General features: G+C 39.4%; 11 protein-coding genes. 6 read left to right on the plus strand and 5 right to left on the minus strand.

The genetic code is table 11. The annotated features are described in order from the left end of the window. Position 1: 1 nt before the first annotated feature. Positions 2–892: a pseudouridine synthase gene (locus tag ACJJVM_RS05755; RefSeq protein WP_038599021.1), complete on the minus strand. Its 891-nt coding sequence runs from the start codon at positions 890–892 to the stop codon at positions 2–4. A gap of 203 nt (positions 893–1,095) precedes the next feature. Between ACJJVM_RS05755 and ACJJVM_RS05760 the strand changes: the two genes are divergently transcribed. After that, a complete protein-coding gene (locus ACJJVM_RS05760) occupies positions 1,096–1,719 on the plus strand; it encodes an ExbD/TolR family protein (protein ID WP_405211068.1) in 624 nt (207 codons plus the stop codon). Between the two features lie 47 nt (positions 1,720–1,766). On the opposite strand, the gene ACJJVM_RS05765 is transcribed toward ACJJVM_RS05760, so the two are convergent. Beyond that, complete coding sequence (locus ACJJVM_RS05765) at positions 1,767–2,726, minus strand: carbon-nitrogen hydrolase family protein (RefSeq protein ID WP_405211069.1); 960 nt, start codon at positions 2,724–2,726, stop codon at positions 1,767–1,769. A 178-nt stretch (positions 2,727–2,904) separates the two neighbouring features. Here ACJJVM_RS05765 and ACJJVM_RS05770 point away from each other — a divergent pair, with 178 nt between their 5' ends. Together ACJJVM_RS05770 and ACJJVM_RS05775 are read left to right on the plus strand one after the other, a co-directional pair. Beyond that, entirely contained in the window at positions 2,905–4,191 is a 1,287-nt protein-coding gene (locus tag ACJJVM_RS05770) for a putative DNA modification/repair radical SAM protein (protein ID WP_405211070.1), read from the plus strand. A gap of 1 nt (position 4,192) precedes the next feature. Next, positions 4,193–4,963 (plus strand): TIGR03915 family putative DNA repair protein, encoded by a 771-nt coding sequence (locus ACJJVM_RS05775; RefSeq protein WP_405211071.1) that lies wholly within the window; start codon positions 4,193–4,195, stop codon positions 4,961–4,963. Positions 4,964–5,009: 46 nt separating this feature from the next. Here ACJJVM_RS05775 and ACJJVM_RS05780 read toward each other — a convergent pair whose 3' ends face one another. Continuing rightward, positions 5,010–5,459: a nucleoside deaminase gene (locus ACJJVM_RS05780; RefSeq protein WP_405211072.1), complete on the minus strand. Its 450-nt coding sequence runs from the start codon at positions 5,457–5,459 to the stop codon at positions 5,010–5,012. A 53-nt stretch (positions 5,460–5,512) separates the two neighbouring features. Here ACJJVM_RS05780 and ACJJVM_RS05785 point away from each other — a divergent pair, with 53 nt between their 5' ends. Continuing rightward, complete coding sequence (locus ACJJVM_RS05785) at positions 5,513–7,276, plus strand: 1-deoxy-D-xylulose-5-phosphate synthase (RefSeq protein WP_405211073.1); 1,764 nt, start codon at positions 5,513–5,515, stop codon at positions 7,274–7,276. Between the two features lie 55 nt (positions 7,277–7,331). Here ACJJVM_RS05785 and ACJJVM_RS05790 read toward each other — a convergent pair whose 3' ends face one another. Together ACJJVM_RS05790 and dgt are read right to left on the minus strand one after the other, a co-directional pair. Next, positions 7,332–10,034, minus strand: coding sequence for a T9SS-dependent M36 family metallopeptidase (locus tag ACJJVM_RS05790; RefSeq protein ID WP_405211074.1), 2,703 nt, complete (start codon positions 10,032–10,034; stop codon positions 7,332–7,334). A gap of 83 nt (positions 10,035–10,117) precedes the next feature. After that, positions 10,118–11,449 (minus strand): dGTP triphosphohydrolase, encoded by a 1,332-nt coding sequence (dgt, locus tag ACJJVM_RS05795; protein WP_405212176.1) that lies wholly within the window; start codon positions 11,447–11,449, stop codon positions 10,118–10,120. A gap of 230 nt (positions 11,450–11,679) precedes the next feature. On the opposite strand from dgt, the gene ACJJVM_RS05800 reads away from it, so the two are divergent. Together ACJJVM_RS05800 and ACJJVM_RS05805 are read left to right on the plus strand one after the other, a co-directional pair. Next, a complete protein-coding gene (locus ACJJVM_RS05800; protein WP_298353018.1) occupies positions 11,680–12,930 on the plus strand; it encodes a hypothetical protein in 1,251 nt (416 codons plus the stop codon). 85 nt (positions 12,931–13,015) lie between these two features. Next, positions 13,016–15,835 (plus strand): carboxypeptidase-like regulatory domain-containing protein, encoded by a 2,820-nt coding sequence (locus ACJJVM_RS05805; RefSeq protein ID WP_405211075.1) that lies wholly within the window; start codon positions 13,016–13,018, stop codon positions 15,833–15,835. Positions 15,836–15,933: the final 98 nt, after the last annotated feature.

Genomic DNA, 15,933 nt, shown 5'->3' on the forward strand with positions numbered 1-15,933 from the left:
ATTAACCGTTTTTAAGATTGATCACCTCTTGTTTTGTAAGGTGACGCCAGTGACCACGTGGTAAGTCTTTCTTAGTTAATCCTGCTATAGTAACACAATCTACACGCACCACCTCATAATTAAGATGTTCAAAAATAGTACGTATAATACTATTACCTGTATTTTTAATACGAAGTCCTACTTCTTTCTTAGGAGCTCCATCTACAAAGCTTATTTCCTCTACCATTATCGTCTTACCTCCTATTTTGAGGCCTTCTCTTATACGCTCTGCATCTGCAGCTTTAAGATTATTAGATAATTCTATATGGTATAATTTATCTACTCCCTTTTTTGAGTTTGTAAATCGCTGTACAAGCTCATCATCGTTAGTAAAGAGTAGTAACCCCATTGCGTTGCGCCCTAGTCTACCTATAGGTTGTATACGTGATTTTGTAGATCCCGCTACGAGGTCCATCACCGTATTTCCTTTATCATTACTTGTAGTGGTTGCAAATCCTTTAGGCTTATTAAGTAATACATATGCCTTTGCCTCTGGGTTAATACGACGCCCGTCAAAACGTACATCATCTTCAATTTTTACTTGGTAACCCATCTCATTAATCACCTTACCATTTACGGTAACTTGACCTATAGATATATACATATCTGCCTCTCTACGAGAACATACTCCAGAGTTTGCTATATATTTATTAAGACGCATCGTCCCATCATCCTTCTTACGTTGCGTTTGTTTTTTTGGTGCATCAAAGGCTTTATCTTTTGCCTTTGCGGTAGGTCTTCCTCCTTGTTTACGTACGGGTTGTGTGCCACGAGAACCGCTTTTTTGCTTTCCTCCTGCGCCACTACGTCCAGATGGTTTTCCTTTTCCTCGATTATCTGCTCCTCTGCTCATTACATTTTATTTAAGCTACAAAGGTAAGATTTAGTCTGTTGTGATTAGTAGTATGTGTGTAGAATGTTGTGATAACCGCTTTCGCGAAAGCAATATAAGCCCACCACACCGCCTCAATATCATAAGTCACTCATTTTAAAACAGCTGCTTCGGCACAGAACTTGATTCTGTATAGGTGTTCAACATTTTTAAAACTTTATATTATGAGAAGACGTACTACTCCAGAAGTAAATGCGGGGTCTATGGCAGACATTGCATTCTTATTACTTATTTTTTTCTTAGTCACCACCACCATCGAAAAGGACAAAGGCATCGCCAGGCAGCTACCACCAGCACTCACAGATGCTACCGAAGCTCACGTAAAAGAAAAAAATCTATTACAAATTATGGTCAATCCTGAAAATGAAATTCTTGTAGAAGAAAAACGAGTCTCTATTACAGATCTAAAAGAGGTGGTTATTGCATTTTTAGATAACGGTGGCATACCACTGGGTATGGAAGGCCATTGTGATTATTGTCTAGGTGAGCATAGCCTACTCTCTTCAGATAATCCTCAAAAGGCAGTAATATCCCTCGCTCCAGATAGACTTACAGACTATAACACCTATATACAGGTGCAAGCTCAACTCACTGCGGCTTACGAAGATTTGCGCCAGAGAGCATATAAGCGATTATACAAACAAGACTATTCATCTATTAACAAAGCGGTGCGAGAAGGCACCTATAATGGCAATCTAGAGAAAGTAAAAATGCAACTTAAAAAAGTGCGTTCCCTTTACCCGATGCTCATCTCTGAAGCTACTACAAAAAGAGAGTTAAGACTGTAAACTCATAAAAGAGGTTTAATCATAATCTGGATTACACCTCTTTTACATTAATCATTAAACTTAACTACCCGCTGGCGTTCTCTGTTTACTGTAAGCTGAGTTACATCTGGACGCGAGTAGTGACCTGATGGGTCAAAGTTTTGTCGCTCCTCATATACCTTATTAAAATCCAGCGTGTGATAAATATTACCTTCTGTTGTGATATCTGGTGGCAGTATAAACTCTCCATCTGGCCCGGCAATACAAGAACCTCCGTTTGAAGAAACTTCTGGAGCACGTTTTAAAACTTCTTGTAAATGAGGTGTCTCCTTTGGAAAATCTGTTGCGATTGCCATTCTACTTGATACAGATATAACGTAACTGCGCGACTCGCGAGCAATGAATCGTGTAATATCTTTTGTATTATAATCACTGCCTGGCCATACGGCTATGTGTAAATTTTCTCCTTGTGCATACATTGCAGCACGTGGTAGCGGCATCCAGTTCTCCCAGCAATTAAGACCACCTACGGTAAATTGTTTAAGCGGGTGTACTCGCAAACCGTGACCATCACCCGGCGCCCAGGTAAGGCGCTCATCATAAGTAGGCTGTAACTTGCGGTGTACAGATTGTATAACGCCTTCTTGATCTATATACACAAGAGAACAATATAGACTAGCTCCACCCCTATCCATTGGTTTTTCTATAATTCCAAGATATATAGCAATATTATAATTTTGAGCAAGAACACATATTTCTTGTAAATCCCCTCGTTCTATATCTACTGCATTTCTAGTATAGTGTGCGTGAAGCTCTTTTACCACCTTTGTGTCCCAAGCAGCTCCATCTGTAAGTGATAACCAGTATGGGTAACCTGGCAAAAGCCCCTCACCAAAAACGATGAGCTCTGCATCATTTGAAGCCGCTTCTATTATAGCTGTTTTTATTTTCTCAATCGTGGCATCTCGATCTCCCCAGACTGGAGCGATTTGAGCAAGAGCAACTTTAAGGTGGTTAGGCTGTGACATATAGTGGTTATGGTTTGTTTAAATAGGTTATCATAATTAAAAATACATAATAGTAGTCGATGATAAGTGATTGCGCTTTCGCGAAAGCGCACAAAAAGATTTCAAAATCGTTCACTATAATTAGGAATCTATCTTATTGTTAGGAATATTTCCATAATTTTGACATAAATCCTAAATTATGAATTTTGAACGTATTAAAGAAAAACTAAACATCCTTGCAGATGCTGCAAAGTATGATGTCTCTTGCTCCTCTAGTGGTAGTAAGCGTGCAAATAAGAATAAAGGTTTGGGAGACTCGAGTGGTATGGGCATTTGTCACACGTATACAGAAGATGGCAGGTGTGTGTCTTTACTTAAAATTTTACTTACCAACCACTGCATCTTTGACTGTGCATACTGCGTCACTCGCAAGAGTAATGATATAAAGCGAGCTGCATTTAAAGTACAAGAGGTGGTAGATCTTACCATTAACTTTTACCGCCGTAATTATATAGAAGGATTGTTTTTGAGCAGTGGCATTTTTAAAAATGCAGACTATACAATGGAGCGACTTGTTGCTGTGGCAAAAAAGTTGCGCGAGGAAGAAAACTTTAATGGGTACATACATCTCAAATCTATACCAGGAGCCAGTGACGAGCTTATGAGAGAGGCAGGTCTATATGCAGATAGATTATCTGTAAACATAGAGATCCCATCAGAAAAGGGATTAAAACTACTTGCACCAGATAAGAAACGGGAAGATTTTATAAAACCTATGCAAAAGGTAAAAAATGAAATCATACAGTACAAGAGCGAGAAGAAACTCATAAAAAGCACACCTATTTATGCTCCGGCAGGCCAGAGCACACAAATGATTATAGGTGCAAGCGGCGAGACAGATGCAGAGATTATGTATACCAGCGCATACTTTTATAAACAGTTTAAAATGAAACGCGTGTACTACTCTGGCTACATACCTATAAGCTATGACGAGCGTCTACCATCTATAGGCACAGAAGTACCTATGATGCGAGAAAACAGATTATACCAGACAGACTGGCTGTTGCGTTTTTACGGATTTGACATACGCGAGTTACTCAATAAAGAGCACCCTAATCTTGAGACAGACATAGACCCAAAACTAAGCTGGGCACTACGCAATCTAGAACACTTTCCCGTAGATATTAATAAGGCAGACCGGAGAATGCTTGCACGCATACCAGGTATAGGGATGCGATCTGTGCATAAAATTATACAAGCACGCCGCTACAGAAAACTAAACTGGGAGCACCTTAAAGCGATAGGCATCTCTATGAACAGAGCGCAATATTTTCTCATATGTGACTCTGCAACTTTTGAGACCAAAGACCGTACTGCCGCACAATTAAAGAGCTTGATTATGGGAACATCTGGCAGCAAGTGGCGTGGTGCATATAGTAACCAGCTCAACCTTTTTGGCTCAAATGCTCCTTTAACAACCTCTTGATATGGGAATGATAGATCAATACATATATGACGGCACCTTTGAAGGTTTTCTTTCTTCGGTGTTTGAGGTATATGAGCGCAAACCTTTGGTGGTAAAAATAGTAAGCGAGCGCATCGCCACCGAAAATTTCTTTGATGAAGAGCACACTGTCTACACAGATCAAGTAAAAGCAGACCGCGTATGGAAGGGCATACAAACCAAAATAGGCAAAAAAGCAGGCGACTGGATTTATCGAGCTTTCCTCAGTGAAAAACCAGATCGTGAGCGCGTGCTTCTACGCATTATAAAAAAAGGTTTTTTAGGACATCGAGTTACAGAAGATTATGCAGATGTAGATGTTTTGAGACTGAGCAATCTTGTAAAAATGGTGGGTAGAGAAAAACACAGAATGGATGCCTTTGTACGGTTTAAACTCACAAAAGACAATGTTTACTTTGCAGAGATAGAACCAGACTTTGACACGCTACCACTTAATGCGATTCACTTCAAAAATAGATATGCAGACCAAAAGTGGCTCATTTATGACAGGTGCAGACATTATGGAGTGTACTACGACCTGCATAAAATCTCATACGTGAAGCTAGAGATTTCAAAAGATATAAATACAAGTGAGGCAGCGCCTTTTTATTTCACCCACGACGAGATGCACTATCAAGATCTCTGGAAAAACTATTTTAAGAGCACTAATATTCCTTCAAGAAAGAATATGAGACTGCATTTACAACACGTTCCTAGAAGGTACTGGAAATATCTTAGTGAGAAACAGCCGTAGCAATGGTTGCAATACTTAGTTCGCTTTCGCGAAAGCGTAACTACTACTAGTTAAGTCCGCGTTTATCTATAAAGAAGCGTTTCATTATTTGCTCACACTCGTGCGCGAGAATACCACGCTCCACTTTAGTTTTAGGATGCAAAGTTGTGCCCATTTTCTCATAACCACGACGTTCATCAATCGCTCCGTACACAATACGCCCTATCTGGCTCCAGTACAACGCTCCAGCACACATCTGGCAAGGCTCCAGTGTCACATACAAGGTGCATTGCTGCAAATACTTACCTCCTATATAATTTGAAGCACTGGTAATAGCCTGCATCTCTGCGTGCGCAGTTACATCTGTGAGACGCTCTGTAAGATTATGGGCTCTCGCTATAATCATATTATCAATCACAACAACAGCTCCCACGGGTATCTCACCTTGATCAAAAGCGGCTTGAGCCTCTTGTAGTGCTTTTTTCATAAAGTAGGTATCGTCGTATTGTTCTAGCATCTGTTGTGTTTTATAGGATATAAAAATACAGATTCAAGACGTACCTTTGTGCGATGCAAAAAAGTATTCTAGATACCATTTTAAGTCCAGCAGACTTACGCGCTTTAGCTCCGGAGCAATTACCAGTACTTGCCCAGGAGCTACGTAGGTTTATCATAGATATTATTGCTACCAAAGAAGGACACCTTGGTGCAAGCTTAGGTGTTGTAGAACTTACCATAGCCCTACACTATATATTTAACACACCTAGCGACAACCTTATTTGGGACGTAGGTCACCAAGCTTACGGGCATAAAATCCTTACAGGTCGTAAAGATGTCTTTCATACTAATAGACAAAAAGATGGCATAAGTGGTTTTCCTAATAGAGGTGAGAGTATTTATGACACCTTTGGTACAGGGCACAGTAGTACCTCAATAAGTGCTGCTCTGGGTATGGCGATGGCTGCTGGTCTCAAAGGAGCGCACAACCGTCATCACATAGCGGTAATAGGCGATGCATCTATAGCCAGTGGTATGGCTTTTGAAGGGCTTAATCACGCTGGAGTTACAGACGCAAACTTGCTTGTAATACTTAATGATAATGCTATAGGCATAGACCCTAGCGTAGGTGCTCTCAAGAGGTATCTTACAAACGTAAAAAAAGGTACCGCTCGCGAAGAAAATATTTTTGAGGCACTCAATTTTAGTTATTTTGGACCTGTAGATGGGCACGATTTAAATGCCTTAACTAAGGTTTTACAGGATTTAAAGAAAACTAAAGGCCCTAAATTTTTACACGTAATCACTACAAAAGGTAAAGGTCTCGCTCTAGCAGAGCGTGAGCAAATTACCTATCACGCCCCAGGCAAGTTTGATGCTACAACAGGCATTAGAGTGGCAAAAGATAGCACTCCACAACCTCCTAAATATCAAGACGTTTTTGGCCACACCATTGTTGAGCTTGCTACTTTAAATAAAAAAATTATAGGTATCACACCAGCAATGCCTACTGGAAGCTCTCTCAAGTATATGATTGAAGCTTTTCCAGATAGAGCTTTTGACGTAGGTATTGCAGAGCAACACGCAGTAACACTTTCGGCAGGACTGGCAACTGAGGGTATGGTGGTTTTTTGCAATATATACTCAACGTTCTTACAACGTGCTTATGACCAAGTGATACACGATGTAGCGCTTCAAAACCTACCTGTTATCTTTTGTTTAGATAGAGCTGGGCTTGTGGGTCAAGATGGTGGCACGCATCAAGGAGTTTATGATCTAGCCTATCTCAACTGTATTCCTAATCTTATTATTTATGCGCCTAGCGATGAGATTGCTTTGCGTAATATAATGTACACTGCCCAGCAGGGTCTCGACCATCCTATTGCAATACGTTACCCTAGAGGAAAAGGTGTTCATATAAACTGGCAATTACCATTTAAAGAAATTACTATTGGTAAAGGTTACAACGTTATCAAAGGAAAGAAGACTGCAGTTATAACTTTAGGTAGCATTCTCAAAAATGTACTGGCTGCGGTAAACGAGGTAAATGCAAGTTGCAGTGTGTATGATATGGGATTTTTAAAACCGCTAGACAAGGCGCTACTAGACACTATTTTTACCACTTATGACCATATCATTACTGTAGAAGATGGTTCAAAAATAGGCGGTCTAGGTAGTAGCGTGGGTGATTACGCTTTCGCGAAAGCGTATAAAGGATCCCTTACCATCTTAGGCATACCCGATACTTTTATAGAACACGCTACGGTAGAGCAGCAATATGAAGAAGCTGGTATTTCTGTGGCTTCACTTTCTTTACTTCTTAAAAACTTCGCATAAAAAAAATCGGCAGGCTTGTGACCTACCGATTTTAAATAATTTGGACTTAGAGCTACTACTCAATAATAAGTTTTGTAGTCTCTGTCCCTAAGTCTGTCTGTACTTGTAGTAAATATATACCTGTTGCCAGACCTTCTGCCTGTAATCTTACTGTATTTTGAAGAACAACATCTTTTGAGTATACTGTACGACCATTAATATCTACAATCTTCACCGTACCTGCTCCTTGAGGAGTTGCTACTGCAATGTTTATCTCTCCATTAGAAGGGTTAGGGAAGATACTAAATACACCGTCTCCTACCTCTGCAACAGAAAGTGGACCATTACAAGGGTTTAAGTTATCTGGTGGTAAATCTGTAGCAGATGTACCATCTTCTCTTTCTCTCCAGTCACCTTGATCTGCAGACCATCCTAAACCTCTATTTGCAAAAGAATTCCATATGATACAACCCACGGCTGCCTTTTCATCTTCATCTGCTAGGTAAGGACTCATCTCTACGGCTGCTAGTATGGCATCACGACCATCTACAAATCCTGGGTTACAAGGTTGTAACTTAAGACCATCTATAACTAATTGTAACGCGATGTTATTACCTCCTGTACCGTTGTAAATATCTGCATCAAAACCATATTCTTCTATAAGATTCCAAGTCATATCCCAGATCATAGTCGTCCAAACATAACCTACTGGGTGTGGAGCCGTTGTATTTTCAAAAGTTGCTACACTATCATAAGTTGAGTTGTTTATAGCAAGATCTGTGCTATAAGGAGTAGGTCTTATTCCTCCACCATCTGTATCTTCACCTACCGCAAAAGTTCCTACGCCACGTATATCTGCTCCAGTATCTCCTTCTTGCATAGTTACCATTAGTCCAAAATAATCTGACCATCCTTCGCTCATCACCTCTGTAGCCTTACCAGCAACACAACCATCATTATCAAATTCAACACAAGTACGCATACAGTTAGCATTATTTCTACCACCTGTAAGTCTATTTGAAACACCGTGACCATACTCGTGAGCTATAATTCCATTATCAAGATCACCATCTACTTGGTATGGCCCTGTAAATAAAATAGATGCGTTTACTGTTTCGCCAGCTAGTAATGCAGCTATGATAGCCTCACCATCTTCTAATGAGACCATTAGGTTAGGTATTGTTACCTGATCTCCTACAGCTCCAGGAGCCATTGCGATAGGCGCATCTGCCACGTTATTTACTACGATAACAGCTACGGCACCAGCATTTTCGGCAGCAAGTACTTTTACTCCAAACTCACAAGCTCCTCTTCTTAGGACTGCAATTTTACCCACAAGGTCCTCGCCATTTGTAATAACATCACAAGCATCATACTCATCTGTAGAGTCTGCACCAGAGTTATCATCTATAGTAAGTACAAGATCTCCTACAATAGCCTCATCTTCTGGGATAGGCGCTCCAAACTGCGAAGGAACTCCTACATAACCACCTGCTAAAGGACCCTCAGCAATCGTTACCAGATCACCAGGAGGACCTGATGCAGAAAACAAGAACATTTGCATTCTTGGATTAAATCCATCTGGTGGTGTTGCAAAGTTTGCATTATTAAGTCCAGATCCATCTTGTGCATCTGCAACTACAAAATCATCACCATCTGCCATACCAGTATAATTGGTTTGTTGAAAATTTCCATTTTCTTCATCAAAACCATATTGGTATAAAACGTCGTGCATTATATTATTCCAATAGAATAGGTTAGTTGTCGCTGCATCTAACATATTTACAGGATTTGTATCAAAATTATAGGGGAAGTCAAAACTTAAAGCTTCTCCACCATCTGGTGATGAGCCAATGGTCGTTTCATTATCACCGGCAGTGTCATCAAGTGCGTATACATTATTACCTCTTGTAATTGTAAACTCTGCTCCCTCTACTCCATCTGTATCGTGCCACCCAAAAGGTGATGCAAGTGCATCTTGTGGTTCTACTACTAAAGCAGCATCTCCGTGATTAGGACTTTCAAAAGGAAGTGGATATACAAAATACTGTTCTCCAGCTAAGGCTGCATTTGCTTCATTTGCCTTAAAAAGTGTAAAGTTGTTTTCTTCTTTTACTTTTCGGCTTGTAACAGCTTTGTGGTTATGCGTTCCGAAAGAACAAGACACCACCCAGTCATTCTGGTCAAGAATCTCTCCGCTGCTTGCATCTATGCGCACACTCCACCAGTGTTTACCATCTAGTGTATGGATGTTAAGGTCCCAAGCTAGCACAAGTGCATTACCGACCGGCACGTAAACAAGCTCTACAGGTACATCTTCTAGAGAAACATCACCCGTATTAAGTAAGAACTCCTTGGTAGTAACGGTTTCAATTATTGAGAAAGAACCTGTACCTAATCCTAATCTCGTTGCTGCAGATGCTGCCGCTTGCAAAGGATTAAGTTGTGGAACTGTTGCATTAACACGTGAAGCTATGTTTGCCTCTAGTGTATTTGTCATATAAACGAGCTCTTGACCATTAAAAGCACCGTTTACAGCAGCATTAAAAATAGAAATATCATTGTATTTCTGTCCGGCATACACGTGTGTGATGCCTGTTTTTTGCGTTCTAGACTGACTGTACACATACAAGTCGTCTACATCTGAGGTTGTAATTCCAGACTCAGATCTTTGATTGATTAATTGTTCTTGCAATAGGGATACATAATCTTGGGCCTGCAAACCAGCAGCGCCAAACAAGAAAAGAATAGCAAGAAATTTTGAGTAATGTTTAAGCATATATTTAGGATTTTAGTAAGCTGGGTAAAGTTATGCTAACAAATGTGTTAATACAAATGCAAAATAATGATTAACAGTCTTGTTTAACTAGAAATATTCATTCCCTTAAGCTGTTCAAAAATTTTCAACGACTTGCTATCTGTCATAACAGATACCTGATTGCATATTTCCAACAATTCTTGATAAAGGGAATTATCTTCTCCAGTACGTGTTTTAAATAATTGTATCACCAGCTTATCGTAGTGTGTCGGCTTTTCTGTAATAGCCTTACAACGCGCTGTTAATAATGTATTTAAAATCTCATATCCAGCAATCTCTTTTGAGATTACCTCATCACTCTGGTAAATATTTGAGACACTTATTTTAAGTACGTCGTTAATTTGTGCTTCATAACTAGATTTATCCAATAAGCCTTTTGCAAAAGTACCATTGAGTATGGCCTCTTCATTATCCATAAATATAGAAACGGCTTCGTCTATTAAAGTTCCTATAGCAAGCGCACGTAAGTAACCTACTCGTGCAGACTTTTCAGTAAGAGCCGCATACTTAGACCTATTAATATGAGGAACTAACTTAATAAGATACTCTAGTGCATACTCCTCTGGTATAAGTCCAAGGTTTATACCATCCTCAAAATCTATAATTGTATAACAGATATCATCTGCCGCCTCTACTAGAAATGTAAGTGGGTGTCTTGCATAACTTACATCTTCTCCTGTACGAGTCTGGATAAGTCCCAGCTCCTCTGCAACTTCTTTAAAAGCTTCCTTATCTTCTTGAAAGAAACCGTATTTCTTATCGGCTATATGCTTCGTAGGTTTATGAGGTAGTGACTCTTTTGGATATTTCATAAAAGTACCCAGCGTCGCATAAGAGAGTCTCAAGCCACCATCTGCACCAGGTCTTGACTCGGTGAGAATTTTAAATCCGTTTGCATTACCTTCAAAGCTACAAAGGTCTTCATACTCCTTTTCTGTAAGCTCAGACTTAAATCGTTTACCATCTCCATTTTTAAAAAAATCACCTATAGATTTCTCTCCAGAATGACCAAAGGGAGGATTACCTATATCGTGAGCAAGTGCAGCCGCAGCGACAATAGCTCCAAAATCATTCATCTTATAACCGTGTACTTCTGCCAGATGCGGGTATTTTTCTAAAATACGCTTCCCTACTTGCCTTCCTAAAGATCTTCCCACAACAGCAACCTCTAGACTGTGTGTGAGTCGTGTATGAACAAAATCTGTTTTAGACAAAGGAATTACTTGTGTCTTGTCTTGTAGACTCCTAAAAGCCGATGAAAATATAATACGATCATAGTCTACCTCAAAACCTAACCTCGTTTCATCTTGCTCTGCTCGTAATCTTTTATTTGTATCTCCCTGTCTTTTGAGTGAAAGCAGGCGTTCCCATTGCATCATAGTTATCTATTTCTTTAAGGTAGACAAGATAGTGGGTTTTACGCTTTCGCGAAAGCGTAATCTACATCTCCTCACAAATGTTAAGTAAAACAAACCCTCTTAACATTTAACTAACACTAATATTACCTGATAATAAAGCAAGCGTAACACACCCATAACCCACCCGCTAGAAAATGTGATGATATTTGCAGCGAACAAAACAAGATTCAAAACTAACTCGATTAACAATGAAAAAATTCTTTTTAAGCGTAGCATTCGCAAGTGCACTATTAGTAAGTTGTGGAGATGATGACCAACCAATAGTTATTACAGAACAGCCTACTGAAACACCAGGAGAGACAGTTAACGGAACTCTTACAGGTGAAATCAATGAGGATCTTACACTTACAGCAGATACAATCTGGGAACTAGATGGACGTGTTACAGTAACTGCTGGCAATACACTTACTATAGAGCCGGGAACAATCATAAAGGCCTTTGCAGGTCAAGAGGCAAACGCATCTGTTCTTGTAATCGCAAGAGGAGCAAAAATAGAAGCAAACGGTACAGCAACTGCACCTATCATTATGACATCTGCTGCAGATGGAATTGCAGTAGGACAGACAGTAGGAACTCTTGATGAAAACACCCGTGGTTTATGGGGAGGGCTTATCGTACTAGGAAGAGCACCTATCTCTGAAGATGGTGATATAGAAGCAACACAAATTGAAGGTATCCCTGCAGATGATACAAACGGACTTTACGGAGGTACAGATGCTGCAGATGATTCTGGAACAATATCTTATGTTTCTATCCGTCACGGAGGAACATTAATAGGAGAAGGAAACGAAATTAACGGTCTTACACTAGGTGGTGTAGGTACAGGTACAACTGTAGATCACGTAGAGGTTGTAGGAAACGTAGATGACGGAGTAGAATTCTTTGGAGGAACAGTAAACGCTTCTAACCTTTTAGTATGGGCACAAGGAGATGACGGTCTTGATATCGACCAAGCTTACTCTGGAACTATCACAAACTCTGTAGTAGTAGCTGGAAACATTTCTGACCACGCACTTGAAATAGACGGACCAGAAGGATCTTTAAACGGTGCTTTTGTAATAGATGGTCTTACTATCATAGGTAGCGCTGATGCTCCAAATGGTGAGTATGCAGATTACCGTGATGGTGCTCAAGGAGCAACAAACAACGTATATGCTACAGGATTCCAAGATGGTAAAGATGTAGAGCTTGACAACAATGGAGTTGCTCAAAACTACATAGACGGTTTAGTAAGCTTCTCAAACTGGGTAGTAAACGGACCAACAGAGGCAAACAGCATCTTTGTAGAAAAAACTGGAGACGGTGAGTCTACAATAATCACTCCTTCATTTACAGATCAAGCTGCAGACTGGGCAACAACAGGAACATCTGGCGGTGCAGACCTTACAGTATTTGGATGGACATTTGCAGCAGCAAGTACATCTGGCGTGATTGACTAATTAATATAATATCACAATACACCAAAATTATCAATTGAGATTTGCCCGCTAGCTATAGCGGGCAATCTTATGAATTATAACACCTATGAAAACTTTAATTTATTCATTCTTTCTTTTAGCAACTGCCATAAGTTTACAAGCTCAAACTGGTACCATTGCGGGTACTGTAAATGACGGTCAACTTAATGACATTTTACCTTTTGCAAACATCCTCGTTCAAGGAACTACCAAAGGAACCACCTCAGACTTTGACGGTAAATACACGCTGGATGTCGAGCCAGGGACGTATGTAATCGAATTCTCGTTTGTGGGATATACTACACAACAAATTTCTGAAGTTGTGGTAAAAGAAGGAAGCACAACAGTACTAGACGTAACACTTTCTGGAGCGTCTCTAGACGAGGTTGTCATCACAACTACTGCACGTAAAAACACAGAACAATCTGTTTTGAATCTACAGAGAAAATCTGTGCAGTTACTAGATGGTCTTTCATTAGAAAGCATCAAAAAGAGTGGAGCAAGTAACGTAGCTTCTGCTGTACGTAATGTACCAGGGGTATCTGTACAAGGAGGTAAATATGTTTATGTACGTGGCCTTGGAGATCGCTACACAAAAACAATACTTAATGGTGTAGATGTACCAGGTCTAGATCCAGACCGTAATACACTACAACTAGACATCTTTCCATCATCACTACTTGAAAACATTATCGTAGTAAAATCATCTACTGCAGATCAACCTGCAGATTTTACAGGTGGAGTTGTAGATATTGTAACAAAAGACATCCCTAACGGAAAGCAGTCTAGCGCATCTATTGGGTTAGGTTACAATCCAGACTTTCACTTTAACAGTAATTACATCACTAACGAGTCTAGTGGTACTGACTTTTTAGGTTTTGATGACGGTTTACGTAGTAACCCTTTTAATGAGAACCAAGAATTCAACTTCCCTACCACTACGCCAAATACGGCAGAATTTCTTGCTGGAAGACTTAACCCTACCCTAGCAGCAGCACGTGAAAATAGTGGTGCAGATATGAGCCTGTCATTTACCACAGGTAACTCTTATGATGTAGGTGACAACAAACTCGGTTTCCTTGCTTCTGTTTCTTACAAAAACGAAACAACCTATTATGATGATTATGTAGATGGACAACGTTTTAGAAAAGATACAGATCCTAGTATTTTTGAGTTAAATACTGATAGAACGCAACAAGGTGAAAGAGGAGAAAACAATGTACTAATAAGTGCACTAGGAGGCCTATCGTACAAGACAGACCGCTCTAAGTATCGCTTTAATGTACTACACATACAAAATGGTGAGTCTGGAGCATCTCTCTTGACACAAACTAACCGTATAGACAACAGTAACACGGTTAAAAAAGACGTTCTTATTTACACAGAGCGTGCTCTTACTAACCTCTTTTTTAGTGGTAAACATACTAATGAAGATGCGAGCTGGACAACAGAGTGGAAATTATCTCCTACGTTTTCAAATGTAGATGATAAAGATTTCAGATCAACTCCTTTCTTAATTAATGAAGATTCTGGAGATTTTATTATAAGTCCATCTGAGTCTGGTGATGCTTCACGTTTTTTTAGAAAACTAGATGAAATAAATGTAGCAAGTAAATTAGACTTAACACGCAAGCACCAACTTTTTGAAAAAGATGCTAAGCTTAAATTTGGAGGAGCATTTACATACAAACAACGTGATTTTGCCACAATACGTTTTTCTACACCATTTAGAAACTTTGACTCTACTTTATTAAACGGAGATCCAAATGCTATTTTAGGGCAATATGCTTACAGCGCTACAGATGATTCTGGATTTTTTGTAAGAAAAGATTCAAACGAAAATGATTCTTTTGATTCTAATATGAATATTGCTGCGCTTTATGCGTCAGAAGAGTTTAGACCTTCTAGCTGGTTTACAGCAATTGTAGGTTTACGTGCAGAGAAGTTTGATCTTATTTATTCAGGACAAAACCAGAATGGACAAATCTTTGATGGTGAGAAAATTTTAGACAAATTTGATTTTTATCCGTCTGCAAACTTAATCTTTGATATGAATGAAGAAGGTGCTCAAAAACTGAGAGCTTCTTTTGCAAGAACAACGGCGAGACCATCATTTAAAGAAGCGTCTAATGCACAAATCTTTGACCCAATAAATAGTCTCTTGTTTATAGGTAACATAAATCTACAGCCTTCATATATAAACAACTTCGACCTTCGTTATGAGATTTACGGAGAAGAAGAAAAGAAGTTTGGACTAGGTGACTTCGTAGCACTTTCTGGGTTTTATAAGGAATTCAAAGATCCTATAGAACTAACATTCATTAAAGAAGCGACTGGGCAAATAACACCCAGAAACCTTGGTGACGCAGAGGTCTATGGTATAGAGCTTGAGGTACGTAAAAGTCTTGATATTATAGGACTTGACAATTTCTCTCTTAACGTAAACACATCTATCATTGAGTCTAATGAAACTTACAATGCTGATGAACTAATTTTTAGAGAAAACCTTTTAAGAGAAGGTGAAAGTCTAGGAGATGGCCGTGTACTACAAGGACAATCACCTTATTTACTAAATGCAGGTATTGCTTTTGAATCTAAAGAAACAGGATGGAAATCAGGCCTTTTTTACAACGTACAAGGTAAAACACTACAAATTGTTGCATCTGAAGAAGTACCAGATGTATATACACTTCCATTTAACGATCTTAAGTTTAACCTTTCAAAGTCCTTTGGAGAAGATCAAAATCAAACTATCACCTTTAAAGCTGGTAACTTACTTAATGATGACCGTGAGAGTGTTTTCCAATCGTTTGGAGCAGAAGACCAGTTATTCTCTAAGTGGAGCCCTGGACAAGATTTTAGCTTAAGCTACAGCTTTAAGTTTTAATCAACAATTATTTGAATTAGCCACAAAAAAAGGTCTCCATAGCGGAGACCTTTTTTTATATTATATGGGGGAAATATGTTCGCTTTCGCGAAAGCGTA

The sequence above is a fragment of the Dokdonia sp. Asnod2-E02 genome (assembly GCF_045063915.1).
Lineage (GTDB): Bacteria > Bacteroidota > Bacteroidia > Flavobacteriales > Flavobacteriaceae > Dokdonia.